The sequence below is a fragment of the Gammaproteobacteria bacterium genome, assembly GCA_013214945.1.
Classification (GTDB): Bacteria; Pseudomonadota; Gammaproteobacteria; order Enterobacterales; family Psychrobiaceae; genus Psychrobium.
In genome coordinates, this window is record JABSRT010000021.1 from 22,339 (window position 1) to 48,448 (window position 26,110).

The 26,110-nt window shown below is 43.0% G+C and carries 16 protein-coding genes and 1 tRNA gene; 15 read left to right on the forward strand and 2 right to left on the reverse strand.

All coding sequences use genetic code 11. The annotated features are described in order from the left end of the window. The first annotated feature begins 69 nt into the window (after positions 1–69). From recC to HRU23_15425, 11 genes are all read left to right on the forward strand, one after another. Complete coding sequence (gene recC, locus HRU23_15375; GenBank protein ID NRA55521.1) at positions 70–3,486, forward strand: exodeoxyribonuclease V subunit gamma; 3,417 nt, start codon at positions 70–72, stop codon at positions 3,484–3,486. Next, positions 3,479–7,123, forward strand: coding sequence for an exodeoxyribonuclease V subunit beta (gene recB / locus HRU23_15380; GenBank protein NRA55522.1), 3,645 nt, complete (start codon positions 3,479–3,481; stop codon positions 7,121–7,123). Before recC ends, recB begins: the two co-directional genes overlap by 8 nt. Then, the gene (gene recD, locus HRU23_15385) at positions 7,123–9,282 is read left to right on the forward strand and encodes an exodeoxyribonuclease V subunit alpha (GenBank protein NRA55523.1); all 2,160 of its coding nucleotides are present in this window, start codon (positions 7,123–7,125) and stop codon (positions 9,280–9,282) included. Before recB ends, recD begins: the two co-directional genes overlap by 1 nt. 79 nt (positions 9,283–9,361) lie before the next feature. After that, positions 9,362–10,015, forward strand: coding sequence for a pyridoxamine 5'-phosphate oxidase (pdxH, locus tag HRU23_15390; GenBank protein NRA55524.1), 654 nt, complete (start codon positions 9,362–9,364; stop codon positions 10,013–10,015). A 39-nt stretch (positions 10,016–10,054) separates the two neighbouring features. Continuing rightward, a complete protein-coding gene (locus HRU23_15395) occupies positions 10,055–10,516 on the forward strand; it encodes an isoprenylcysteine carboxylmethyltransferase family protein (GenBank protein NRA55525.1) in 462 nt (153 codons plus the stop codon). 123 nt (positions 10,517–10,639) lie between these two features. After that, a tRNA-Ser gene (locus HRU23_15400) sits at positions 10,640–10,730 on the forward strand. Positions 10,731–11,758: 1,028 nt separating this feature from the next. Then, on the forward strand, positions 11,759–12,607 hold the full coding sequence (locus HRU23_15405) for a hypothetical protein (protein ID NRA55526.1): 849 nt from the start codon (positions 11,759–11,761) through the stop codon (positions 12,605–12,607). A gap of 688 nt (positions 12,608–13,295) precedes the next feature. Then, a complete protein-coding gene (locus HRU23_15410) occupies positions 13,296–14,657 on the forward strand; it encodes an AAA family ATPase (protein ID NRA55527.1) in 1,362 nt (453 codons plus the stop codon). Continuing rightward, positions 14,654–15,418, forward strand: a complete 765-nt coding sequence (locus tag HRU23_15415; protein NRA55528.1) for an HNH endonuclease — start codon at positions 14,654–14,656, stop codon at positions 15,416–15,418. The genes HRU23_15410 and HRU23_15415 overlap by 4 nt, the downstream gene beginning before the upstream one ends. A 1,073-nt stretch (positions 15,419–16,491) precedes the next feature. Continuing rightward, positions 16,492–17,910 (forward strand): aldehyde dehydrogenase family protein, encoded by a 1,419-nt coding sequence (locus tag HRU23_15420; protein ID NRA55529.1) that lies wholly within the window; start codon positions 16,492–16,494, stop codon positions 17,908–17,910. Between the two features lie 66 nt (positions 17,911–17,976). Further along, on the forward strand, positions 17,977–19,389 hold the full coding sequence (locus tag HRU23_15425; GenBank protein ID NRA55530.1) for an APC family permease: 1,413 nt from the start codon (positions 17,977–17,979) through the stop codon (positions 19,387–19,389). Between the two features lie 89 nt (positions 19,390–19,478). Here the strand turns inward: HRU23_15425 and HRU23_15430 are convergent, their stop codons facing one another. Then, positions 19,479–20,867 (reverse strand): sigma 54-interacting transcriptional regulator, encoded by a 1,389-nt coding sequence (locus HRU23_15430; protein NRA55531.1) that lies wholly within the window; start codon positions 20,865–20,867, stop codon positions 19,479–19,481. Positions 20,868–21,067: 200 nt separating this feature from the next. Here HRU23_15430 and HRU23_15435 point away from each other — a divergent pair, with 200 nt between their 5' ends. The 3 genes from HRU23_15435 to HRU23_15445 all read left to right on the forward strand — a co-directional run bounded on the left by HRU23_15435 (position 21,068) and on the right by HRU23_15445 (position 23,434). Next, positions 21,068–21,433, forward strand: coding sequence for a DUF861 domain-containing protein (locus HRU23_15435; GenBank protein ID NRA55532.1), 366 nt, complete (start codon positions 21,068–21,070; stop codon positions 21,431–21,433). Between the two features lie 45 nt (positions 21,434–21,478). Beyond that, entirely contained in the window at positions 21,479–22,447 is a 969-nt protein-coding gene (speB, locus tag HRU23_15440; GenBank protein NRA55533.1) for an agmatinase, read from the forward strand. 153 nt (positions 22,448–22,600) lie between these two features. Continuing rightward, the gene (locus tag HRU23_15445) at positions 22,601–23,434 is read left to right on the forward strand and encodes a helix-turn-helix transcriptional regulator (protein ID NRA55534.1); all 834 of its coding nucleotides are present in this window, start codon (positions 22,601–22,603) and stop codon (positions 23,432–23,434) included. Positions 23,435–23,523: 89 nt separating this feature from the next. On the opposite strand, the gene yjjG is transcribed toward HRU23_15445, so the two are convergent. Continuing rightward, a complete protein-coding gene (yjjG, locus tag HRU23_15450) occupies positions 23,524–24,201 on the reverse strand; it encodes a pyrimidine 5'-nucleotidase (protein ID NRA55535.1) in 678 nt (225 codons plus the stop codon). A 266-nt stretch (positions 24,202–24,467) separates the two neighbouring features. Here yjjG and HRU23_15455 point away from each other — a divergent pair, with 266 nt between their 5' ends. Further along, positions 24,468–25,871, forward strand: a complete 1,404-nt coding sequence (locus HRU23_15455; protein NRA55536.1) for an FAD-dependent oxidoreductase — start codon at positions 24,468–24,470, stop codon at positions 25,869–25,871. Positions 25,872–26,110 lie beyond the last annotated feature (239 nt).

The following is a 26,110-nucleotide window of genomic DNA, read 5'->3' on the forward strand; positions in this document are numbered from 1 at the left end:
TAGTTATTGTGTTTTAAAAGAGTTTTTAACATAATTCCCTTTATATCAGTTTGTGACAGTGGGGATACTGTGTTTCGTCTTTATCATTCAAATCAGCTCGATGTTTTAAAAGGCATATTGGCCTACGTGCTTAAAACTCAGCCAAATCCAGACCCTTTTATTAAAGAGCAAGTCTTGGTACAAAGCCCTGGCATGGCGCAATGGCTAAAAATAGAACTAGCCAAAGAGTTATCTATTTGTGCCAATATCGAGTTTCCTTTGCCGGCCAGTTTCATTTGGCAAGTTTTTGTCGATTTACTCGACGATGTGCCAAAACGCAGCGCGTTTAACAAAGATGCAATGGCATGGAATATTATGCAGCGTTTGCCGTTACATTTGGCGCGTGACGAATTTAGTGAATTGGCGCAATATTTAGCAGGCGATGATCAACTGAAAATATATCAATTAGCCTATAAAATTGCCGACATTTACGATCAATATTTAGTTTATCGTCCGCAGTGGATCGACGCTTGGGAGCAGGGCAGTAAAGAGTTTTGCCCTGATCAACCTTGGCAAGGTCTGTTGTGGAAAGATTTAGTTGATACCTTGATTGAAGGCGGGCAATCTCATTATCATCGTGCCAATCTATATCAGTATTTAATCGAGCAACTTGACGCCGGTGGGCCTAATTGTCAGGCCCTACCACAACGAATTTTTGTGTTTGGGATCTCCGCCTTGCCGCCGCGATATTTACAGGCGTTGCATAGCATTTCTCAACATTGCGAGGTTCACTTTTTCATCAACAACCCTTGCCGAAGTTACTGGGGCGATATTGTTGATGCCAAATGGCTGGCTAAACTCAACCAACCAAGCCGTCAGCAAGTTAATCCTAAAACCTTTGCCGATGCGGGTGCGGCGCAGGCGCTGCTAGCCAGCAATCAAACGGAGCAATTATTTGATCTTAACGGTGAACTGATTGTTGGTAATCCTTTATTGGCGTCAATGGGCAAGCTTGGTCGTGATAACCAACACTTGTTGGGCGAGCTACCCTGCGTTGAAATTGAAGCCTTTGTTGAGGCGACCTCAGCCAATTTATTAGGGCATATCACCAATGATATTCTCGACCTTCATGATCCGTGTTTTATCGCCAAAACGAGCGAAGACTTAAGCCATTCGCGGCACAAAACCCCCATTAGTGCCACGGACAACTCCTTGGTAGTGCATTCATGCCACAGTCCGATGCGCGAAGTTGAGGTGTTGTACGAACAACTGCTCGATATGTTTGACTCGCAGCCAGAGGCTGATAATAAGCTTACCCCGAAAGACATTGTGGTGATGATGCCCGACGTTAATGCTTACAGCCCGTATATTCAGGCCGTATTTGGCATGGCGAGCGGTAAGCGCCGCATTGATTTTTCGATTTCAGATCGTAGTGCCGAACAAGAAAACCCTATTTTATTTAGCTTTTTAACCCTGCTTAAAGCGCCGTTACTGCGCCATACCAGCGCCGAACTCTTTGCCTTGCTGGAAGTGCCAGCAATCATGGCCAAGTTTGAGCTAACGGCAGAGTCGATCGACATCTTAAAAATGTGGATAGAAGAGTCAGGGATCCGCCATGGTTTTGAACAAGACGTCAGCCTAAGCAATAGCTGGCAATTTGGCCTTAACCGGATGTTCAAAGGTTATAGCCAAGTTGAACCTGACATTACCACGACCGGCGTTGAGCTGTGGCAAGACATTTTTGCCTATTCACAATCGGTCGGTTTAGGCGCTGAATTACTGGGGCAGTTAGCCAGTTTTATTGAAAAAATCGAGCAAATCAGTCAACAGCTGGCCGCGCCGCGTCCTTTTGAGCAGTGGCAGCAAGCCATTGAGTCACTACTGGCAGACTTTTATGCCGACGAGCTGCAGGTAGCCCAAGAAATTCAGCTGATTAAAGACAGCCTAACCACACTCGCCGACGAATTGAGTTTGGCTCAGTTTAACAGTGACATCAGCGCCGAGGTTCTTTACGAACACTTGCGCAGCCACCTTAACCAAGCACAATCGAGTCAGCGCTTTCTGGCGGGTAAATTAAACTTTTGTACCTTAATGCCAATGCGCTCAATTCCTTTTAAGGTGGTGTGTTTGCTGGGCATGAACGATGGCAGTTATCCCCGCACCATCGCCCCTGTTGGTTTTGACTTAATGGCCGACGATCATCAAAAAGGTGATCGTAGCCGTCGTGACGACGACAGATATTTATTTTTAGAAGCAATGTTAAGCGCTCAACAGCGGTTATACATCAGTTATTGTGGTCGTAGCATTAAAGATAACAGCCCGCGCAATCCCAGCGTGTTAGTGACCGAATTACTCGATTATATCGAACAAGGTTATGTGCTCGAGGGTGATATTGAGCAACCGTTAGTGGTCAGTGGTGCTAACTTGCTAAATCACTTGGTGTGTCAGCAGCCGTTAACGCCGTTTAGTCGCGAATATTTTGGCTCCAATCCAAAGTTGTTTTCCTACCAGCACGACTGGCGTTTGGCGTTAGACTTTAACGATGATCCGCAGCGATTTTTTAGTGAACCATTGGCCCAAGATGACAGTTTGGCTATCCTAGAATTGCATCAGCTGATCCGATTTTACAAACAACCCAGTCAATATTTTTTGAATCAACGACTCGGGGTTTATTTTAATGACAGCACCAGTGACTTGGTGACCAATGAACCTTTCCATCCCGATGGGCTTGAAGGTTATCAAATAAAAACGACCTTGCTCGATAATTATTTGAATAACAGTGCCGACGCTGCTAGCGAGCGGATCAGAGCGCAAGGGGTATTGCCACACGGTCACTTTTCACAGCTGTACCTAGGCCAACAAACCGAGGTAATGGCCGCATTGGCCGACGTGGTAAAGCCCTATCTAACAAGCCCAGAGCCCGACATTGAAATTGATTTAACCATTAGTAATCTCACGATTCAAGGCTGGTTAAAGCAGCATGTTGGCGCTGGGTTAATTCGCTATAAATCGGGCAAGGCTAACATTAAGTTTTTCATTCATTGTTATATCGAGCATCTGTGTTATTGCGCAAGTTCGCCAAACTCGCTAAGCGATGAGCCCGCAGCTAAAGCGATGATCCTATGCGCCCAAGACGGTCAATGGCAATTTGGCCCAATGTCGGTGTCAGCAGCGCGCGAGCGCCTTACGGTGCTGGTGGACTATTATCGCTTGGGTCAAACTCAGCCGTTAGCCTTTTTTATTAACAGTGGCTGGGCTTACTTGTCGGCATTGTTTGAACCAAAAACGGGTCAACTGGCTAATGATGACAAATCTATCAACAGCGCATTGAAAAAATTTGAACAAGCCTTTAATGGCAGTTACATCTTTAGCGGTGAGGGCAGTGATCATTACATAGAGCGATGTTTTGGTGCGATGACGCCAGAGCTGCAACAGCAAGTGATTGGCTTAACCTTAGAAATTTTATTGCCACTTCGTCAATTATTAGAGGAGCTTGGTGATGACTAACTCTGACAGCCAAAATTCAGCAGCGGCAGCTGTCCAGCCGCTTAATGTCATGACCTTGCCACTGCATGGCGAGCGACTCATTGAAGCCTCAGCCGGTACCGGTAAAACCTTTACTATCGCAGGGCTCTATTTACGTTTGCTGCTTGGCCACGGTGAAAACGGAACCGCTCATGCAAACCCGTTGCGGGTTGACCAAATATTGGTGGTAACCTTTACCGATGCCGCCACCGGCGAACTGCGAGAGCGCATAAGGCGCCGCATTGTTGAAGCGCGCCACGCGTTTTTAACTGGCCACAGTAAAGACCCAATTGTTGGGCCTTTAGTTGCGCAACACAGCGACCACAGTGCTTGCGCGCGAGTTTTGCTGCAAGCATTACGACAAATGGATGAAGCGGCTATTTTTACCATCCATGGCTTTTGTCAACGGATGTTAAAACAGCACGCCTTTGAGTCGGGCAGTTATTTCGAAACCGAGTTTGTGACCGACCAATCGAACTTACGACTATTGGCAATTGAAGACTTTTGGCGCGAACATTTTTATGCGATGGACAGTCATCTTGATTTAACGCTCGCCAAGTTAGTGAAGACTTACTGGCAGCAGCCGAGTGATTTATTAAGAGAAATTAGCGGTTACCTGACCAACCCTTATTTAGTGATCCAAGCGCAAGGCCAAGATATTACTTTGCAGCAACATACCGAAAATATCATTGGCGAAATTGATCAATTAAAGCAAGCGTGGCTCGCGGTTGTCGATCAAGTGGAACCTGAAATATTAAGTAAGAAAATTGATAAGCGCAGTTACAGCAGCAAAAATTTACCGGCTTGGCTTAATGAAGTTACCCTATGGGCGCAAACGCCGTCAGATGATTTAGTGGTGTCTGAAAAATTAGTTCGATTTAGTCAAACCAGCTTAAGCGATAAAACCAAAGATGGTCCGGTGCCATCACTTGAAATATTTACCACCATTGAACAATTTCTTAGCCAGTCACTGACCATTAAAGATACTATTTTAGCCAAAGCGATTGTTTATGTGCGCCAACACATTACGCGTGAAAAACAACTGCAGTCGTTACTGTCTTTTGATGACTTACTGTCTGGTTTGTCACTGGCGCTCGACAATCAGCCAACCAGTGTCTTGGCGCAGCGCATTCGCGCTCAGTATCCGCTGGCGATGATTGATGAATTTCAAGACACGGATTTAATGCAGTACCAAATCTTTAATACCATTTATGGCGGCCAAACCACTAGCGGGCTGTTAATGATTGGTGACCCCAAGCAAGCAATTTATGGCTTTCGCGGTGCCGATATCTTTACCTACATTAGCGCGCGCCGTGCGGTGGCCGCTCATTACACCCTAGACACCAACTATCGCTCGTCAATAGAGATGGTCGCTGGGGTTAATGCTATTTTTACCCGTCACGATGCGCCGTTTATTTATCGTGACGACATTGGCTTTTATCCGGTTAAAGATTGCGGTAAAACCATAGACCTGACCCTCGACGGTCAGCCTTGTGGCGCGATCACCAACTGGCTAATGCCAAGTGACACCACTGTTAGCAAGGCCGATTACCTGCAAACCATGGCATACGCCTGTGCTACCGAAATAAATCACTTACTGACTAAAGGCCAGCAAGGGCAAGCGTTAATCGCGGGCAAGGCGGTACAAGCCAAAGACATTGCTATTTTAGTGCGCACCGGTGCCGAGGCGCGATTGGTTAAAGAGCAACTTGAGTTGCAGGGCATTAGCAGTGTGTATCTGTCTAATCGAGACAGCGTATTTAATGCCCGTGTTGGCCAAGATATTTGGCGGATGTTAATGGCGTGTCTCGAGCCAACTAATGCCGAACGTTTACGCAGCGCGCTAGCGTCATCAATGCTTGATCATAATGCCAAGCAGCTAGACGCCTTTAATAACGACGAGCAATTGTGGCAACAAGCGGTTGACGATTTTTGTCGTTTTGCCCAGCGCTGGCAAGACGTTGGCGTGTTGGCGATGTTACGTGAATTAATCCATCATTATAACGTGCCAGCGCGGTTGTTGGCTCAACCCGGCGGTGAGCGTCAGTTAACCGATATTTTGCATCTTAGTGAAGTGTTGCAGCAGCAAAGCCTTGAAATGGAAGGTGAGCACGCACTAACTCACTGGTTAAGCGACAAAGTGAATAACCCGTCGCAAGAAGATCAAGAGCAGCAACTGCGTTTGGAGTCGGATCGCGACTTAGTGCAAATTGTCACGATTCATAAATCCAAAGGCTTAGAATATCCGCTCGTCTTTTTGCCTTTTATTTGTAATTTCCGCAAAGAAACCCAAGCGGTATATCATCAAGACAACCAAACGATTGTTGATTTAAGCATGGCGAAAGACTCGTTAGAAAAAGCCGATCACGAACGTTTAGCCGAAGATTTACGCTTGTTATATGTAGCAATGACCCGAGCCGTGAGCCACTGCTGGTTAGGCATGGCCCCGTTAAAATCAGGGCGTGCGACCAAAGAGGCCAAAACAGATTTACACTTTAGTGCAATTGGCCACTTGCTGTTTGGCGGCGAGGTGGCAACATCGACTCAGCTGACTGAGCAACTGCAGCAACTAGATCGTGATTTCTCAATGATTAATACGATTGCGCCGCCTAGCGAAGCACTGCCGCCTTTGGTGGTGACCGACACCGACCAAACAATATTACCGGCTCGCACGTTTAATGGGGCAATAGAAAACAACTATTGGATCACCAGTTATTCAGCGCTATCAAGATCAAACCACAGCAAGCAGCGGGTGAGTGTCGATGCCACAGTCGAACAATTTAATATCGACTGGGAAGCGAGTGAAGACGCGCTCAATCAATCGATTGCCGCGGCTGAGCAAGCTGAAAATGCAGAGCCAAGTATATTTAACTTTCCGCGCGGCGCCGATCCCGGCACGTTTTTACATACCTTGTTTGAAGAAATCGATTTTTCAAGCATTGACCCAACAAGCCTGCAACAGCAAGTCAGCAAGTTGCTGGAAGATTCTGTATACGACGAGTCTTGGTGCGACGTATTGTGCAAGTTGGTTAATGATGTGCTCGATGCCAATTTAGCGGATAATTTATCGCTGCGTGGGTTAACTAATCGCAATAAATTGGTTGAAATGGAATTTTTTATTCCACTGGCGGCTTTTAATAGCCAAGATCTTAATCGGTTATTGGCGAAACATGATCCGCTGTCTAAACTTGCGCCGCCGTTAGGGTTTGGTCAAGTGCAGGGCATGTTAAAAGGCTTTATCGATTTAGTGTTTGTTGATCAAGGGCGCTACTACGTGGTCGATTACAAGTCGAATCATATGGGCGACCAGCTCAGTGACTATGATCAACCGCAACTGGCGCAAATGATGATCGATCACCGCTACGATTTTCAATATCAGCTTTACAGCTTAGCCTTGCACCGATTGCTCGCCACCCGAATACCAGATTATGATTTTGAGCAGCATTTTGGCGGCGTTTATTATTTATTTTTACGGGGGATTGATGCCAGCGCAAGTACTGATTCCGCTGCTAATGCCAGTACTGATAACAGTGATTCTAACTTTGGCATTTTCCATAACCGCCCCAGCCAAGACTTTATCACGCAACTAGACACCCTCTTTTCTGACGGAGCAACCTGATGGACAACTTTTCATTGTCGACAGTCTTAACCGGGTTAGCGCAGTTAAGTAATGATCGAAAAATACGACCGCTAGATTATCAATTTGCGCGGTTTATCAGCGGGTTTGAGCCCGAGCCCTTAGTGGTGCTAGCCGCAGCCTTGGCCAGTTATCATTCCGGCCAAGGCGATGTTTGCCTGTGGTTAAACCGCCTAGGCCAGTCACCCTTGTTTGGTTTAAGCCATTATGAGCAAGGGCAGTACTTACCCGACGTGCAACTTAATAAGGCTAATTTGGCGTTATTAACAACGCAGCTCAAGCAAAGTAAAGTGCAGGGCACCAATGCGCCATTAGTCTTGGACAATGGCCGGTTGTATCTCCAGCGGTTTTGGGTTTATGAGCAACAAATTAGCGCCTTTTTACATGCGCGCAGTGCCAGCGGTGACATCGCTGATATCGATCAAATCATTGGTCATTTATTTCAGCCCGACTATGGCTTTATTTGGTCAAAATTAACGGCGTTACGCGAAAAATCAAACGATACTCATTTGTCGCCAGCGCAGTTACGAACTTTTTGTGATGATTTTTTTAATTTACGCCCCGATGTAACCCTAGACACCAGCGCCATAGAGCAAGTGCTTATTAGCGCGACAGGCACTGAACATATCAAGCAGGCGCATCAGTTAATTGCGCCCGAGCATTGCATTAACTGGCAACAAATCGCGGTAGCTATTGCCAGTCGCCAGTCTTTCTCTGTTATTTCTGGTGGCCCGGGCACGGGTAAAACCACCACGGTCACTAAATTGTTGGCGTTATTGGTTGAGCAGCATGCAAGTCAATTTTCCTGTGAACCAGTTAGTGACAGCCAGCACCCAGATAAACAGGCACAGCCAAATGCCCCTGTCACTCAGTTAAAAATAGAGCTGGTGGCACCAACCGGTAAAGCGGCAGCACGTTTAACCGAGTCGATCACCAATGCGTTAACCACGCTAGCGGTTGCGCCGCACATTAAAGCGCAAATCCCGAGTCAGGCCAGTACCATTCATCGGTTATTAGGGGTAATTCCCAAGCGGCAAGAGTTTAAACATAACCGCGACAACCCGTTGCATCTTGATGTGCTCATTGTTGATGAAGCCTCAATGGTCGATATTAGTTTAATGGCCAATTTACTGAGCGCAGTGCCACCGCACAGCAAGTTGATTTTACTTGGCGATAAAGACCAGCTGGCCTCAGTTGAAGCTGGCGCGGTGTTTGCTGATATCTGTCAGGGGCTAGCGCAAGGGCCAAGTTATGGCACCGCGTTTAACCAATGGTTAACCAAGCTGTTTGGTTATAATGTCGCGCAATTAGCAACGCCCTTAGTCAAAGAGCGCAGCGTAATTAGTGACAGCTTATGTTTACTGCAAAAAAGTTATCGTTTTGGTCAGCACTCTGGCATTGGTCAATTGGCGAAAGCGGTTAATCACGGCGACTTAAATCAGCTTAAACAAGTGTGGCAGCACGGTTACACCGACATATGCTTATACACGGGTGGTGACAAAAGCTTAGGCGAGCTCACGCAATTGGTGGTCAATGGCTATCAGGCCTATTTACAAGCGTCAGCACAGGTTGAAAGCTTGGCCGATGTCGTGCAAGTGCTCAATCTCTTTAATAAATTTCAACTGTTATCGCCGTTACGCCAAGGCAACGTTGGCATTGATGCCCTTAATGAGCAAATCGAAGCTAAATTATCACAACATCGATTTATTGAACTGAGTCAAGGTAGCTGGTATGTCGGGCGGCCAGTAATGGTTCAACAAAATGATTACCAGCAACAGCTGTTTAATGGCGATGTTGGCATTGTGTTACCCGATATTGATAACCCACAAAGTAGTCAATTACGGGTGTATTTTAAAATGGCCGATGGTCAAATAAAGTCATTTTTACCGAGCCGATTACCACAAGTTGATACCGTGTATGCAATGACAATTCATAAATCACAGGGATCGGAATTTGACCATGTGGTGATGGTGTTGCCAGCAACGTGGTCGCCATTATTAACCAAAGAGCTAGTTTACACCGGGATCACTCGTGCTAAAACAACGTTTGACTTGTTTTCACCTATTGCGGTGCTTAAGAAGTCGACGGTCAGTTTTACTGAGCGTAGCAGTGGTTTAGCGACACTTCTAAAAACGGTTTAACCGCGCTATGAGTGTTGTTATACTCGAATCCAAGATTTTGAATTGAATTAAATTATATTAATTGTGTAGTGAGAAAAGAATGTCATTTTTAACCAAATTAAGATGCCTATTTACCGCAGGGCAAGGCGTCACCGGCTCAAATGTGAGTGTAGAGGTCCTAGATAACCCAATTAATATGTTTGCTAAATGGTTTGAGCAAGCAAAAGACAGCGGCATCATTTTACCTGAATCGATGACAGTAGCGACTGCTACCGCCGATGGCCGTCCATCGGCGCGCGTCGTACTACTAAAATCATTTGATCAAGACGGCTTTGTATTTTTTACTAACTACAATAGCCGCAAAGGGGGCGAACTTGCCCAGAACCCTCATGCAGCAATCGTTTTTCATTGGAATATCTTACAACGCCAAGTACGCATCGAAGGGGCAATTGAAAAGGTAAGCGAGCAAGAATCTTTGGCTTATTTTCATTCGCGCCCGCGCGGCAGTCAAATTGGTGCGTGGGCATCACATCAAAGTCAGGTTATTGAGAGCCGTGAAACGTTAGCGGCAACGGTTAAGCAATTAGAGCAACAGTATGCCGGACAAGAAATTCCACTACCGCCTTTTTGGGGTGGTTTTCGGGTGAAGCCTAGCCATATTGAATTGTGGCAAGGGCGTTCTGATCGTTTGCATGATCGTTATAGCTTTAACGCCAGCTCTACAGGCTGGCAACGTGAATTATTGGCGCCTTAATTAGCTGCCATTGATCTCACTAACAAGAGGATAAGACAGATGTTAGATAAATTACAACATAAGATACCGCCGCCGGTTTGGGGCCTATTTTTTGCTGGCATGATGTACTTAGTCGCCCAGTGGTTGCCGTTAATCAGTTGGTCAACCCAATTGGCTACCATCAGTTTTATCATTTTGGCAGGGGTGGGCATGAGCATCGATCTCTATGCGGTTGGCGGATTTTTTAAAGCTAAAACCACAATTAATCCTTTAAGCCTAGGTGCTTCGACCTTAATTACACATGGCTTATACCAATACAGTCGTAATCCGATGTATTTAGGCATGTTATTTATCTTAAGCGGTTGGGCTTGTTATTTAGGCGCTTTGTCGGCGTTATTAATCCTACCCTTGTTTGTGCTGGTTATTAATCAATTACAAATAAAACCAGAAGAAGTTAAATTACAGCAGTTGTTTGGCCAAGAATATCTGCAATACTGCGACAAAGTACGGCGCTGGTTATAGCAATAGGGCAGTTTAGACTGTTTTTTGAACTTGATTGAGCAAAAAATATTCGAGCAGTAATTTTTTATCAAACAGGGCTTTACAAGCGCGGCATAAGTCCCTATTATTCGCTTCGACTTCAGTGGAGAGATGGCAGAGTGGTCGAATGCACCGGTCTTGAAAACCGGCATGGGTTTATAGCCCATCTAGGGTTCAAATCCCTATCTCTCCGCCACTATTTAGAAAAGCCCGTTAAATCGAAAGATTTAACGGGCTTTTTGCTTTTCAGAGAAAAACTTCGGGTTTATAGCTGTACTACAAAGTCAGGGGGCAAATATCTATGTCTCCGCCACTAAATACAGGCTAATTATCTAGGTGATAAAATCTTTTTATTTTCAATTCTATTATTATGTGTGTCCCATCTTTGCACTCAGAACATGAATTCGGGAGCTGTTTTAACGCTGGAAGTTCAGTGTTTTTGCCGCGACATTCCCGAATGCAACATCGAGCAGTTGTCACTCAGTGTTATGATCTGCTGTTGATATTCTGATGTATTCGATATTTTCTGACATGACTAGTATCGTATATTTTAAGTCTAAGATGTCCAATATAACTGGTCATTTTAAAAGCAGTAGGGTCTAAATAGGCACTTATTTCAGGCTTCGCAGCCGTTTATTTTGGCTGTACTTAAAACATGCATTGATGATTCGTTTAGTCGTTACGGCTCAAAGAAAAAGTTTGTCTGTGTACATGGAAGATACTATGAAGGAAATTTATTACCTCAGTTACAAGGTATTAGAATAAGTGTTTTTATTTGCTTGATGGAAATGTTAAATCACGTAAACAGCTTGGGAATTAACCCAAGCTGTTTATTATAATTAATCCAAATAATCATCATTGTTTGGATTATGGGTATCAGCCCAATCATCCATATCAGCATCATTATTTGGATTGTTAATATCAGACCAGAGATCTAACTCTTCATCTGACATATCCGATGAATCTGGCATAAAATGCTCCTTACTTTCCTTTAGACGGATTATTTCCACGGCCTTTACCTGACGGTTTCCCTGTAGTGCTAGGACCGTTTGGTGGGCGAACTGTGCCTGAAGGAGTTGCAGCAACGGTTTGTGTAGTAGTTCTTTTAGACATGGTATTTCCTTATTTTAAAGTTAGAATTTTCCCTTCTTGCTGGGATATGCATACAATAACAAAGGGATAGGGGACAACCCGGGACAGAATTACTATTAAAGGGATTAATTTGTGGATTATTTTAAAGAATTAGAGATCAGACGAATAAAAGAGCTGCAGCAATCGATTAAGCAAACAATTGCACTACTTGGTTGGAGTATGAAAGATTTTGTAGGTAAATACATGATTGATACCCATGACTCCGTTGACGAAGAAGATATTAATCAGTTCTATGAGACGGTGCGTAAGCAAATGGAACGTGATTCTACGAAGGAAGAGTTATTAGTCAAATATCATTCATTTTTATTTGCCACCGATGAATATAAGGTACTGCGAACAATGTCGGATAACTCTGCAAACACAAGTAGTTACCCATTGATGAATATTTCTGAAATTACGTATGAACTACCTTCTGATAGGTCACAGCAGCTGGAGGAGGATAAAGTGTTAAGCATGGCCATTTCGCACGCTGAGAGAATGGGAGATTGTTGGGACTTTACTTTAATAAAGAATGAGTTGGCGATTAAAGATTCGATAACTGAATATGAAGAACCATTTTATGTGGTTATTTATCAATGCGATTTTGGTTTTAATGGTGGTAGTGGTTGTTACGGTGTTGGAGTAATTGAAATTTGGTCTAGATATAGTGGCTTTGGAGATTTTTTCATTGCTGATAAAAAATGTGAGATTGACTGCGGAGGTGGTAGGTTTTCTCATGTGGTTGCAATGAAAAAAGGTGAGCTTATTATAGTGGTCAAAGACTTTGATTCACTAGACCCTCAGCCTATACAAACTCTTTTTGCTAAAATTGTTTTATCCAGATATCTAAATAATTCAAATGTATGGCAAGTTAAGAGTAAAGAATATATTCATAAAGATTTAGAATTTGATCTTAGTAAATTGGAATCAGGCCGCACTTAATCCGTTTTATTCTGTAGCTAAGTGAGCATTGTCAGGGTTCGGATTCAGAAAACGACCGCTATATTGCTTCATCATCATAATTATTAATCACTTTCAATCAACATGCCAGCAACAAAGATCGCTGACAATATCCATTGATAGACAAATAACGTGATTATGAGCTTAGGTAATATTCTCACTGGCTTATAGTTGAGCGATTGAAAAATAAATAATTTTATAAATCCAGCTCCACATCAATGAACCATCGTCAAGCCAAAACATCATCCTCCACCATCACGGATCAAATCCATGATGTTTTGGCTTCCATCCACGTATTATTGATTGATATTTAAAATAATTGAATTGAATAGAATATTTTTGGTTGTTTACTAACCGCTTAGGGGAGCAAAGCGACTTACAAAATATTATATGTTGCTTGTATTGCTCGCTTTATACCTAGTTATTACTTGTGTAAATAACATAAAAAGAGAGATTTTATGTATCTGTAATTAATCCCGTACGTTGTAGACCTAAGTAACAATATTCTAGCTGTGAAGTAAAGACTTATAGGTAGTAAAAAGATAAACTGTATATACATAGGTAAGTCGCGAAGGTACATACAAAATATGCCTTCTATTAAAAATAAGTGTTGAGCTAATTATTATGAGCAATGTAATATTTAGTTTACCTTAAACAGTAGTAAAAAAACATGAAACTTGATTCCATTGAAATTGAAAATTACAAACTATTTAAAAATGCAAAGTTTGAATTTAATTCAAATTTCAATCTAATTATTGGTGTAAACGGTAGTGGGAAAACATCTCTCTTAAATGCAGTTGCAGTTGCAGTTGCAGGGTGGTCGCACGCGTATATAGCAAATGAATATAATCTTAGAGCGATTGAAGATGATGAAATCCGAGAAATTCAAATAGATCAAAGATTTGATAAAACAAAGTTCACAAAAATTGAGGCTGTAGGAAAAGCGCTTGTGGTTAGCCCATTACAGAAGCGTGCAGAAGGCTTAGCATCCTGGAAGCGGACTAGAAGACAAGGAAGCTTAAACACAATAACTACAGCAGGAATGAGGTACGCTCATCCGCATAGTGAAGGGTATTCTGAGAAATGTTATAACGTTAGATTTCAGAACTTAACTCAAAATATTTTTAACTACATCGAAAAGGGAAATAAGTTTGATCTTCCTGTTATCGCTTTTTATGAATGTGATCGATTATGGAAGCCGAGTAAAAATATAGACGTTGAAGAAACTGCACAGTTGAAATATTCAAGATTTGATCCATATTTAGACTGCTTCCATACTGGTGCCGATGATAAAGCTATTGCTCAATGGCTATTAAGTGAAAAGTTAATTTCATTAGATGAAGGCGCTGATACACAAGTATTAAAAGCAATTAGATACGCAGCTGTTTCAGCCTTGGAAAATTGTTCTGATTTTAAATTCGACTTCAAAGAAAAGCGTGTGATGGTTGAATTTAATAATGGTAATACTATTCCTTTCGAGCACTTAAGTGACGGACAAAGAACTATCCTTGGATTATTTTGTGACATTGCAAGGAGGGCTGCAATTTTAAATCCTCACTTAGATGGGGAAGCGAGTGAAAAAGTGAAAGGGGTAGTTCTAATCGATGAATTAGACCTGCACTTGCACCCTAAGTGGCAGAGAAGGGTAATTGAAGATTTACGTAAAGTATTTCCAAATATCCAATTTATTTGTACTACTCACTCCCCATTTTTAATTCAGTCTTTACGACATAGTGATGAATTAATAATGTTAGATGGAGAGCCTCTTTCACAGTATTCAAATTTAGGAATTGAAGAAATATCAAGAAATATGGGGATCAAACGACCTGATGTTTCAATTGAATATGAAAAAATGAAAAAGATCGCAAAATCCTTTTTGCAAGAATTAGATGAAATGGAAAATAGTCCAGAAGAAAAGCAAGAGGAATTTAAAAAGCGCTTAGCATCTAAAATAGCGCCTTTTGCAGATAATCCTGCATATCAAGCATTTTTAGAGCTGAAATATTCCGTAAAAACAGGCAAAGAATTTTGAGGCCGGTAAGACGTGGTAACTCACCTATTGCAACTGATTTTACAAAATATGAATATGCGAAAGATGACTTGATCGCACAGATTAGTAAAGGGGGATTTAATGGAAGGCATATAGGGTCATATTGCAGTTACTGCGAGCGTTCAATCCCAACTAATTTGGCGGTTGAGCATATTGAGCCCAAAGGTGGTGTGCATGGGAAACCTGAATTAGAATGCACATGGACCAATTTCCTTCTTGCATGTGTTAACTGCAATTCCACAAAAAAAGATAAGCTAGTTGTTTTCAATAGTTTGTTTTTACCCGATAGAGATAACACGTTTTCCGCGTTCTTGTATTCAGCAGACGGAACCGTTGTACCTGCGGTACACTTATCAGCAGCACACTCTATTTTAGCGAACAACTCCTTGAAATTAGTTGGATTAGACAAAGGTTTACGAAAAACTTATGACGCAGATGAAAATGTAATAGCTCAAGATAGAGCTTCTCAAAGACTTGAAATCTGGGGGGTCGCCGAAGACTCTTTAGAAGGTTACCGTTCTAATATAAATAATGTGGCTGTAGTTAATGGAGTTATAAGGTCTATGTTGGGAACTGGATTTTTCAGTGTTTGGATGACAGTATTTAAAGATTATTCTGAAATTAAAACCCTTTTTATTGATGCTATAAGTGGAACGAGGAGAAGTGGCTGCTTTAACGTTGACGGAGATACTGTTTCTCCGCACCCTAATGATGATAACTTGGTTGCAGGTGGAAAAATATAGACCATTACCCTATTGTGGCTTAATGAATCTGTACACCAGCAACGGTGTAAGATCATCGATGGTGAACTAAATATAAGACCAAGAAAACGATTAAACTATGAAACACTAAAGGGATGCTTTCATGAATAATTATTTTTTATTTAAATAAATACACATAACTTGGTTATTATATTCAACTTTCCACTCTTTAAGCATACTGATGACCTTTGCTGAATTCTTCGATTTTGTTGTTTTTTCTTTGGCTTAGTTGTGCCGATATCAACACCAGATAGTTCTTTGGTAAACATTTTCGGTACCACATGGCTATAGTGTTGCTCAAGCGTTTGAATACTGGTGCCACATTGTTTTGCTAGAACTTCCATACTGACATTGCCAGTCATTAGCTGCCAAGTAATATAGCTGTGGCATAGAGGGTATAGTGTTCAAACTCTACGTGTTGACTGTCTCTCAGAAAATCATTTCGGTCTGTTACACGGTTTGCTACACTACTTGTTACACACGTGAATGGTCACTATCTATGAAAGTCTTTAGAAGAGCAAATCAAGAGCTTACGAAGCTGACTTATCGACCAACTCCCATTTTAATTTATTTAAACCCAGACATTGATAAGCTACGTTGATCAGTTAGCTCAATACGATTGCTCTACCAGCCCCTATACAAAACTGAATCCCCAAATCAAATTGACACAATCAATCGTAAGCCACTTTCCCCCACTATCTAAAGAAGCCCATTTCGATTAAAACCCCGCTGCAACGTACTAATTATTAACGTTTCCCCTACAGCCAATACATTTCAGTGCTGACTTTATTGATGTTATTTGTTTTTTGAGTCGAGATAATTTGCGTGTGCTGGCGTTTATAGGTATTTTTATCGCCGGTTTTGATTCAATAGTGCATTAAGAGTCATATTTGAATTGAAATTGTGTAACATTTTGTTCACTTTTGAATTGGCGTTACTTAACCTTTTGTTATGTATGCTTATTTATATTTGGCATCATTCTGGCATTGTACCCCTATCATTAGCCATCTAACGTTGCGCAATCGTTAATAATAATTAAAACATCGAGACTTCTTATGAAAATTTATAACAAACTCTATATCAATGGCCAATGGGTTGAGCCTCGTGGCACCGAGGTTATAGATGTCATTAACCCTGCTACTAATCAAGTGATTGGTCAGGTACCGCTTGCTAATGCCAGCGACGTCGACTTAGCCGTTACTGCAGCTGCCAATGCGTTTAAAAGCTGGTCGCAGCTAAGCAGCACTGAACGAGCGCGTTATATCACCGCCATCGCTAATACACTAAACGACTATAGCGAAGAAATGGTCAATACCATTACCGCTGAAATGGGCGCGCCATTAGATTTTTGTCGTGAGGTGCAAGTACTAGATCCAATTGAAGCGCTGCATAGCCACGCGACACATGCTCAGTTGATCAATGAGACTCAAACTATTGGCAATAGCCAAGTCAGCAAAGAGCCGATTGGTGTCTGTGCTTTTATTAATCCGTGGAACTACCCGTTGCATCAAATGATTGGCAAAGTTGCTCCTGCGCTTGCAGCAGGTTGCACCATGGTGGTTAAGCCAAGCGAGATTGCGCCACTGCATGCTTTTTTATTGGCTCAGGTTATTGATCAGGTTGGTTTGCCAGCGGGCGTGTTTAATTTGGTTAATGGTTATGGCGATGAGGTTGGTGAGGCAATGTGCAGCCATCCTGACGTTGATATGGTGTCCTTTACAGGTTCGACTCGCGCAGGGATTAGGATTGCTCAAGCTGCAGCGCCAACCATTAAACGTGTTTGCCAAGAGCTAGGTGGTAAGTCGCCATTTATTATCTGTCCTGATGCTGATTTGGCGACCGCCGTGACTTTGGGTGTTGAAGACGTGATGTTTAACTCTGGCCAAACCTGCACGGCATTAACCCGAATGTTGGTGCACCAAGAGCAGTATCAAGAGGCGATCGAGTTAGCTAAAAAGGCTGCTGAATCTTTTGTCGTGGGCGACCCATTGCATCCTGATTCGATGATGGGACCGATGGTATCGCTTAATCAGCGTCAACAGGTGCGTGATTATATTGAAGTGGGCTTGGCTGAAGGGGCACGGTTAATTACTGGCGGGGTCGAACTTCCTGCCGAGCTTAGGGAAGGTGCGTATGTGATGCCGACCATTTTTGCCGACGTTAACAATCAAATGCAGATCGCTCGCGAAGAAATATTCGGCCCTGTGTTATGCCTGATCCCTTATCAAAATGAACAACACGCAATTGATATTGCCAACGACACGCCTTATGGCTTGTCGGCAAGAGTGTGGGCGACAGATAAGGACGTTGCGTTAAAAATTGCTCGCCAGATTAAAGCCGGACAGGTTTATATCAATGATGGCCAGTGGAACAATCAAGCGCCGTTTGGCGGCTATAAACAGTCGGGCAATGGGCGTGAGCTGGGCAGTTTCGGCGTAGAGGAGTTCTTCGAAACGAAATCAATTATCTCTTAAAAATTACGGCATTAAATTAAAAATCGTTAAACATACTATAACAAGAAATTAATGAGGAAGAGTTACATGACAACCGAAAATAATCAGCGCAATATGTTCCGCTTTAAGGACATTGTGATCTATTGTATTGCGGCCATTTTGTTGGTCGATCAAATTGCTTTATCTGCATCCGTTGGCCCTTATGCCGTGTTTTGGTGGGTTGTAACTTTAGTACTCTTTATGTTGCCTAATTTGTTGGTAACGGCTGAAATGGGCGCCACTTACCCCGACCAAGGCGGTATTTACGCTTGGGTTCGAGATGCTTTTGGTACGCGCTGGGCAGCGCGCATCACCTGGATGTATTGGATTAACATTGTACTGTGGGTGCCTTCGGTCTTTATTATGTTTTCAGGCATGTTGTCGGCAATGTTCTTCCCTGATATGACACTTTGGATGCAAATTGGGGTTGGCATTGTTATGTGTGCTTTACTTGGTATCACTAACTGTATGCCACTGTCGTTAACTAAATGGATTTTGGCCTTAGCAACACCGCTTAAGTTTGCTGTTATCACTATTATTGGGGTCGCTGGTCTTAATTATGGTTTAGACAATGGTTTTGCCAATAATTTAAGTTTTAGTGCGGCAATGGACGATCTTAGCGCTGGTTTTGCTTACATTCCGGTAATTGTTTATGGCTGTCTTGGGTTAGAACTTATTATGTCTGAAAGTAATAAGATTATTAATCCGGGCAAGAATATTCCTAAGGCGATGTTTGTAGCAGGTCTGTTAACGTCAATTTTTTATATTTTTGGTACTGCGGGTATTTTGGCCGCAATTCCGGCTGAAGATGTTGAAATTGTCAGTATTTTCGCGGTAACGCTTAATGAACTATTTGGCTCGTCTGAAATGGGGCAGTTAGTGGTAACAGTATTGGGCATTGCGACCTTGTTTACCTTCTTTGCGACTATGGTTGCTTGGACGTTAGGCGGCAATGGTGCGATGGCTGAAGCGGGACAAGAAAAAGAAATGCCTGCGGTATTTGGCATTGTTAACAAAGAGCACGGCGCGCCAGTAGGTTCATCAATTTTGTTAAGTATTACCAGTGGTTGTATTTTAATTATTTATGGTTTGATGGCGAGTTCTGCTGAAGAGCTATTTTGGACCCTGTTTTCGTTTAGTGCGATTATCTTTTTAATGCCTTACATTGCAATGCATTGTTCGTTTTTAAACTCGAGAGCACGTGAGCCAATGCTGGAACGACCATTTAAGTTAGCTGGTGGTCCATTGGTTGCTTATTTGGTGTCGGGTGTTTGCATCTTGATTTTATTGCTGTCAATTTTGTTATTCTTTTGGATCCCTGGCGAGCCATTAGATGTAACTTATGTGATGCAAGTTGGCGTTGGTCTTATTATTACCTTAGCGTTTGGTGAAGTATTGGTTCGAAAAAACGTTAATAAAAGCGGTAAAGTGGCGCTGGAGACTGCGCCAAGAAGCTCATAACACAAGCTCATAAGAATAGGCGATGTTGGTTAGCCTGTTGCTCAATAAAGCCCGAGTGGATTATCACTCGGGCTTTTTCTTTTGGATAGTTAATTTAAACCGTGTTTTTTTAGTTTGCGCGATGCTGTGGGCTGGCTAATGTCGAGATAGCGCGCTAACTCATAACTGCCTTTGCAGTGTTCAAGCGCATTTTGTAATAGCTGTTTTTCAACCTCGTCCATGGCTTGGGCCAAGGAGCGTTGGCCCGGCACCACTTGCGATATTTGGGTGTTAGTGGTGGCTTGGTTATTTGTAAGTTCAAGCGATGGCTCATTGCCAGAGAAATCGTCAAAGGGTTGCAGCATTTTACCGGTGCTGGCCAAATACGAGCGTTCCATTGCGTTTTCTAATTCGCGCACGTTGCCTGGCCAATCATGGTTTAAAAAATTGCGTCTTAAGTGGCTTGATATAATTTTGTCTTCGCCGTAACGCTTATTAAGATTCGCTAAAATATAATCGAGCAACACCGGAATGTCTTCAATTCGATCTCTAAGCGGTGGGATCGAAATAGGAATTACATTGATCCGATAATACAAGTCGAGTCTGAACTCGCCATTGTCGACCCGTTTATTGAGCGCTTGATTGGTTGCAGTAATCAGCCTGAAATTTATTTGTTTGCTGGTGGAGCTGCCAAGGCGACAAACCTTACCGTCTTGCAATACTTTAAGCAGCTTGGCTTGCATTGCCAAGGGCAGTTCACCAATTTCATCAAGAAATAACGTGCCATCTTGTGCTTGTTCAATGAGGCCCATTTTTCCTTGCTTGCTGGCACCGGTAAAAGCGCCGCCGCTATAACCGAACATTTCAGATTCGAACAAGGATTCAGGAATAGTACTGCAGTTCACTTCAATAAAAGGACCGTCGGCACGGTTACTTAAATTGTGAACTAGTTTTGAAAAGGCTGTTTTACCGACCCCAGACTCGCCTAAAAATAAAATACTGGCATCAGAATGAGACACCCGATTGAGCAGTTGGTGAATTTTACCAATAACCTGACTTTTTGATGGTAGCTCGAGTTGGTCATTGGAAGCTTGCTCGGTAGGTTGGCGCATGAACTGCGACTGCAACCATTCGTATTCTTTCTTTAATTGCCGTATTTCGGTTAAGTCGGTGGCAAAGCTGATGACACGGTACAGCTGATTGTTTTGGTCAAATATTGGGTAACCCTGAGTCATCATTATTCGACCATGGTGAGTTACCTGCATTACTTGCGCTTCTTTGCCGGTTCTTAATACTTCTAACGACACCGAAGGGTTCAAAATGCCCTGTGCCTCTAAATCATAAAGCGAGGCACCGATAAAGCTGTCGTTATTTACGCCATAAATAGCTGCGTTGCTGGCACTGGCTTTAACAATAATGCCTTGGGCATTCGAAATAACAATATTGCCAGGGGAATAAGCCAATGCGGCGGCAAGTTCTAATTCAGGATCGGTAGACATATTAAGGTTCCTTAACGGAGAAAACAGCGTTATTCATTTGTGAATTGTAATTCATAAATGAATGGTCGGCCAGTAACTTATAATTCAATATAGAATTGTTTGTTTTTAAGGTGATGAATAATAATGAAATTATGTTTTGGCATATGTTTTGCTATATCAATAGAAAATAACACCATAGCAATAGATGTTGGAGCAATTTAGTGAGTTCGTTAATCAGAATTAATAAAGAGGGCATAGGTAAAGAGCCGTTAAGTATGTGCCGCGCGGTCCCGTCTGAAGCTGTGCTTAGTGGTACCTGCAACGAAACCGGAGCAGTTCATTACGAAACCAGTGATGGCAAGGTAACAACAGGTACTTGGCAATGCACCCCTTACGCTGAACAACTTATTTGTGATGGTTTTAGCGAGTTTGCCACCATTATCTCAGGCACTGTCGCGCTAACGACGACGGGTGGTCCCGTTGAGCATTTTGGACCGGGCGACTCTTATGTGCTGCCCGTAGGCTGGCACGGTCGGTTCGAGGTGCTTGAAACGCTGCGCAAAATATACGTTATCACGGTTGTTTAGGCAGCTATTTCCATTATTTATTAAAAATATCAGAGGCAAAATATAATGTCCGACAACCAAACATCAAACAAATTTAATCAACCACTTAGCGGTAATGAAATGCCTCGTTTTGGCGGCCCAGCCACAATGATGCGCTTACCTGCTCAGGAAACCGCACAGAACTTAGATGTTGCGTTTATTGGCGTGCCATTTGATTTGGGTACCTCAAATAGACCCGGTGCGCGTTTAGCACCGCGACAAATTCGTGATGAGTCGCGCATGTTACGCCCTTACAATATGGCTACGCGGGCCGCGCCTTTTGATAGTTTGCAAATTGCAGATATCGGCGACGTTCCAATAAACCCATTTAACCTAATGAAAAGTATTGATATTATAGAAGATTTCTATGATGACGTGCTCGAGCACAATTGTATTCCGCTGACGCTTGGTGGTGACCATACTATCGCGTTACCAATTTTACGGGCGCTGGCGAAAAAACATGGTCCGATCGGCATGGTACATATCGATGCGCACGCCGATATTAATGATCACATGTTTGGTGAAAAGATTGCCCACGGCACTCCATTTCGCCGCGCAGTTGAAGAAGGGTTACTAGATCCAAAGCGAGTAATACAAATCGGGCTACGGGGAACGGGCTATGAGGCTGAAGATTTTGATTGGCCAGCAGATCAGGGATTTCGGGTGGTAACGGCTGAGCAATGCTGGCATAAATCATTGGTTTCTTTGATGGAAGAAGTCAGAGAGCAAGTGGCTGGTGGTCCGGTTTATATTAGCTTTGATATTGACGGCATTGACCCTGCTTATGCACCGGGCACAGGAACGGTCGAAATTGCGGGTTTAACCGTACCACAAGCACTTGAAATTATTCGAGGCTGTAAAGGTTTGGACGTTGTTGGTGGCGATTTGGTCGAGATATCACCAGCTTACGATACCACGGGCAATACAGCGCTGCTGGGTGCTAACTTGCTCTATGAAATGCTGTGTGTATTGCCGGGCGTAAAATATCGCGGCTAAACGGCAACTGGGCACTGATAAATATATGTTTATATCAGTGCTTTAATTTTGGTGTCGTTAAGAACAATGCGATGCCAAAGGGTGCTGACTTTGGCCGTTTAATTTATAATGGCGGCTTTGTTACCCTGTCGACGCTAAAAGATTGCTGGTTTTATGAATCATATTAATAAATTAACGCTATGGTCTGAGGTCGTTGCTCAGGTTATTAACCACAATTTTAATGCTCAGGCGATTGGGCTATTATTAAAAGGTTTAGAGCAGCTGATCGACGCAAGTAGCGGCATGATCACCGTTTTCCCTGCTGGCCAATCTCCGCAAACCGTCCACCATCGCTTGCTCGCCAATGAAAAGGTTGAATCGCACATTGAGGCTTATGACAATGGCGCTTACCTGTTAGATCCTTTTTACTGCCAAGCTGTTGAATCGAAAATTGCAGGGGCATTTACCATTAAGGACGTTGCGCCCGATAGTTTTGAGCAATCTGATTACTTTCGTTATTTCTATGCGCAGCTAGGCTTTCGAGATGAAATTTGTATTTTGTTTCAAGCGCCAGATGGCGTCATTATATCGATTTCGTTTGTACGCCATAGCAACGAGTCACCTTTTGTGGCTCATGATATTGAGCAGCTTAATATTGTTTATCCGTTGCTTAAAAGCATCATCAATAAATGGCGACAACAGCTCAGCGAACCTAAATTACCCAACCTTGAACGCCAACTTGATAATGCGCTGGTTAAATTTGGCAGCTCAATTTTAACTCCGGGCGAGGGGCGAGTATTGAAGTTGATATTGCATGGTCATTCAATAAAGTCTATTGCCGATAAGCTAGAAAATAGCGCAGAAACAATTAAGTATCATCGAAAAAACATTTACATAAAGCTTGACGTTAGCACGCAATCGGAGCTGTTTTATTTGTTTATCGCGTCTCTTAAAGCGATACCAGATGGCTTGGCTGAAATGGTCGATCCTTTGACCTTTTTAAGATAAAGCCACGGCGCTGCAATTAACTTTCTTGTTGATGTTGCAGTTAGTCGTGTAAGTCGCCGTAACTTTATTGATGGGGATTAGCTGAGTTTTTAATCGATTTTTAATAGTTGATTAAGTTCACCTAGCGTTGCCACTTGGTAGCTTGGTTTAACTCCCTCGGGAACAGGCAGCCCTTGAACATTAAGCCAACAAGTATCAATGCCTGCATTATTGCCGCCGAGAATATCGGAATGGGGATTGTCACCCACCATTAAAATTTGGTCTTTGTTTGGATGGTTCATTTGCGAGAATGCGGCGTCGAAAATAGCGGGGTCGGGTTTAGCAACGCCGACTTGTTCAGAAATAATCAGCACTGAAAAACGATCTTGAATTCCCGTTTTCTCTAAACGTATTTGTTGTAGCTCGGTGAAGCCATTGGTAATGATGCCAAGTTGCGCACGGCCTTGTAAGTTATCTAATAGTTCTTGTGCGCCGGGTAATAGGGCACAAATGTCGGCCATCGCACTGAGAAAAGCACTGTTGATGGCTTGAGTTGTTAGGTTTAACGGCTCAGCCCACGGCTGAAAACGAATGTTTTGCAGCTGCGTCGCACTGATCACCCCATTTTGGTAGTCGTCCCAGAGCGGTTTATTTACTTTTTGGTATTGAGCAAAATCTTGCTTGGTAAATGTAATGCCAAACCGGGAAAACATTAAGTGTAACCCTTGATAAGCGTCAAAGTGAAAGAGGGTTTCATCGGCGTCAAACAGGATCCATTTATACTTCATTTAATATCGTCCGCTATTTAGGTACATAACTTAAGTTCTGGGTAAGGTTTTTTGCTACACCTTGAATAAGACAGGTATGTTATGCCACTTAATCCCTTAAATACCAGTAGTTATTCGGTATGGCTCCCGATGTTGCTGTGCAATGGCAGTAATGGTGGTGTTATTCCCCCCTGATCGTGGGATTGCGAGTTGTGGCTAAGGCAGGCACTGTAATCGCCTACAGTTAATCTGATCCCAACAATAAAAGTAAAAAAAGGGCATAACCAATGGTCACCAAATCAACCGCCGAACAGGCCCTACTTAAAACGAAGTTTTTCCCTTATTGGTTAGACAACAAAGCCGCGCCACAACCAGAGCCTAGTTTGCAGCAAGATATTGATTGCGACTTGTTGATTGTTGGCTGTGGATTTACCGGCTTATGGACAGCTATTCATGCCAAAGAGGCTGATCCGAGTCGCGATGTCGTTATTATTGAAGCGCAATGCGCAGCTATTGGTGCTTCAGGTCGTCCTGCCGCTATTTTGTCAACGTCGGTAATGCATGGTCTGGTCAACTCTGAACGGTTATTTCCTAATGAAATGGTCGAGCTTGAACGGCTCGGCAAAGAAAACATGGACGGATTTAAAGCAACGATAGCGCGTTACAATATCGATTGCGATATTGAGTGGGGCGGTGAGCTGACCGTTTCTATTGGCGATGAAGGTTTAGATGATATTTCAACTGAATTTGAGCTGTATAAAAAGTACGGTCATGACGCCCACTTATTGGATAAAGAGCAGGTTCAACAAGAAATAAACTCGCCTTTGTTTCATGGTGGTTTGTGGTCTAAAAAACGCAGTGGTACGGTGCACCCAGCTAAGCTGGCTTGGGGCTTAAAACGAGCAGCGCTAAGTTTGGGGGTTAAAATTTATGAATACACTCCTTTGGTCAGCTCGACTCATCTTAATCCTGGCGTGGTAGTTAGTACTCCTAACGGCTCGATAAAAGCGAATAAGGTAATGCTTGCGACCAATGCTTTTGCAGCTGGCAGTAACAAAATTAAAAAGCGGGTATCGGCTATTCGTGACAGGATAGTGGTTACTGAGCCATTAACGGATGAGCAAATGGCTGAGCTTGGTTGGAAAAACCGTCAAGGTATTTATGACACCAGAATTCAGCTCAATTACATGCGACTTACTGCCGATAATAGAATTTTATTTGGTGGCCGGCTCGGTTACTTTTTTAATAATGATACCGATCCTAAAGCGGATAAATCAGCAGAGAACTTTTTACCGTTAGTTGAGCAATTTTATCGTACTTTCCCTAGCCTAAAAGCAATTAAATTTTCGCATGCTTGGAGTGGGCCCATTGCCCTTACTACTCGAATGGCCGTGCATTATCAGCATTATTACAATGGTGATATGATTTATGCCGGTGGCTATTCTGGTTTTGGTGTAACAGCGACCCGTTTTGGCGCGCGAGTTGGTTTGGCTATTTTAGATAACAATGACATTAGTGAAACCAAATTAAGCTTTGCTACCTCATTGCCTGGCTATATTCCCCCTGAACCACTACGTTGGATCGGCGCTAAACTGACCATGTATGCAATTGACACGGTTGAACACAAGGGTGGCTGGCGCAAGCCTTGGGTGAAAATGGTTGAAATGATGGGGTTTCCGGTAACGCAATAACAGATTGCTTTGCCGTTTTCTCCTGTTGTTTGTGGTCTTGGGGATCGGCGCCCAAAGCGATATGATAGCTTTGATAATACGACCATTCTCGAGCCCACCATGGTATTGGCTGACTTCGTTACTTTAACGAGTTCAGCCGGTACTAAATCAAACTTCTCTGCAAAACACACTTCAACTTGTGCGTTAACCTTTACCGTAATTAAGCCAATAAATAATATTTAACCTACTAGGTAATATCT

Coding starts and splice junctions, on each gene's coding strand:
- recB (NRA55522.1), top strand. CDS start 3,479: ATGACTAACTCTGACAGCCAAAATTCAGCAGCGGCAGCTGTCCAGCCG.
- recD (NRA55523.1), top strand. CDS start 7,123: ATGGACAACTTTTCATTGTCGACAGTCTTAACCGGGTTAGCGCAGTTA.
- pdxH (NRA55524.1), top strand. CDS start 9,362: ATGTCATTTTTAACCAAATTAAGATGCCTATTTACCGCAGGGCAAGGC.
- HRU23_15395 (NRA55525.1), top strand. CDS start 10,055: ATGTTAGATAAATTACAACATAAGATACCGCCGCCGGTTTGGGGCCTA.
- HRU23_15410 (NRA55527.1), top strand. CDS start 13,296: ATGAAACTTGATTCCATTGAAATTGAAAATTACAAACTATTTAAAAAT.
- HRU23_15420 (NRA55529.1), top strand. CDS start 16,492: ATGAAAATTTATAACAAACTCTATATCAATGGCCAATGGGTTGAGCCT.
- HRU23_15425 (NRA55530.1), top strand. CDS start 17,977: ATGACAACCGAAAATAATCAGCGCAATATGTTCCGCTTTAAGGACATT.
- HRU23_15430 (NRA55531.1), bottom strand. CDS start 20,867: ATGTCTACCGATCCTGAATTAGAACTTGCCGCCGCATTGGCTTATTCC.
- speB (NRA55533.1), top strand. CDS start 21,479: ATGTCCGACAACCAAACATCAAACAAATTTAATCAACCACTTAGCGGT.
- HRU23_15445 (NRA55534.1), top strand. CDS start 22,601: ATGAATCATATTAATAAATTAACGCTATGGTCTGAGGTCGTTGCTCAG.
- yjjG (NRA55535.1), bottom strand. CDS start 24,201: ATGAAGTATAAATGGATCCTGTTTGACGCCGATGAAACCCTCTTTCAC.
- HRU23_15455 (NRA55536.1), top strand. CDS start 24,468: ATGGTCACCAAATCAACCGCCGAACAGGCCCTACTTAAAACGAAGTTT.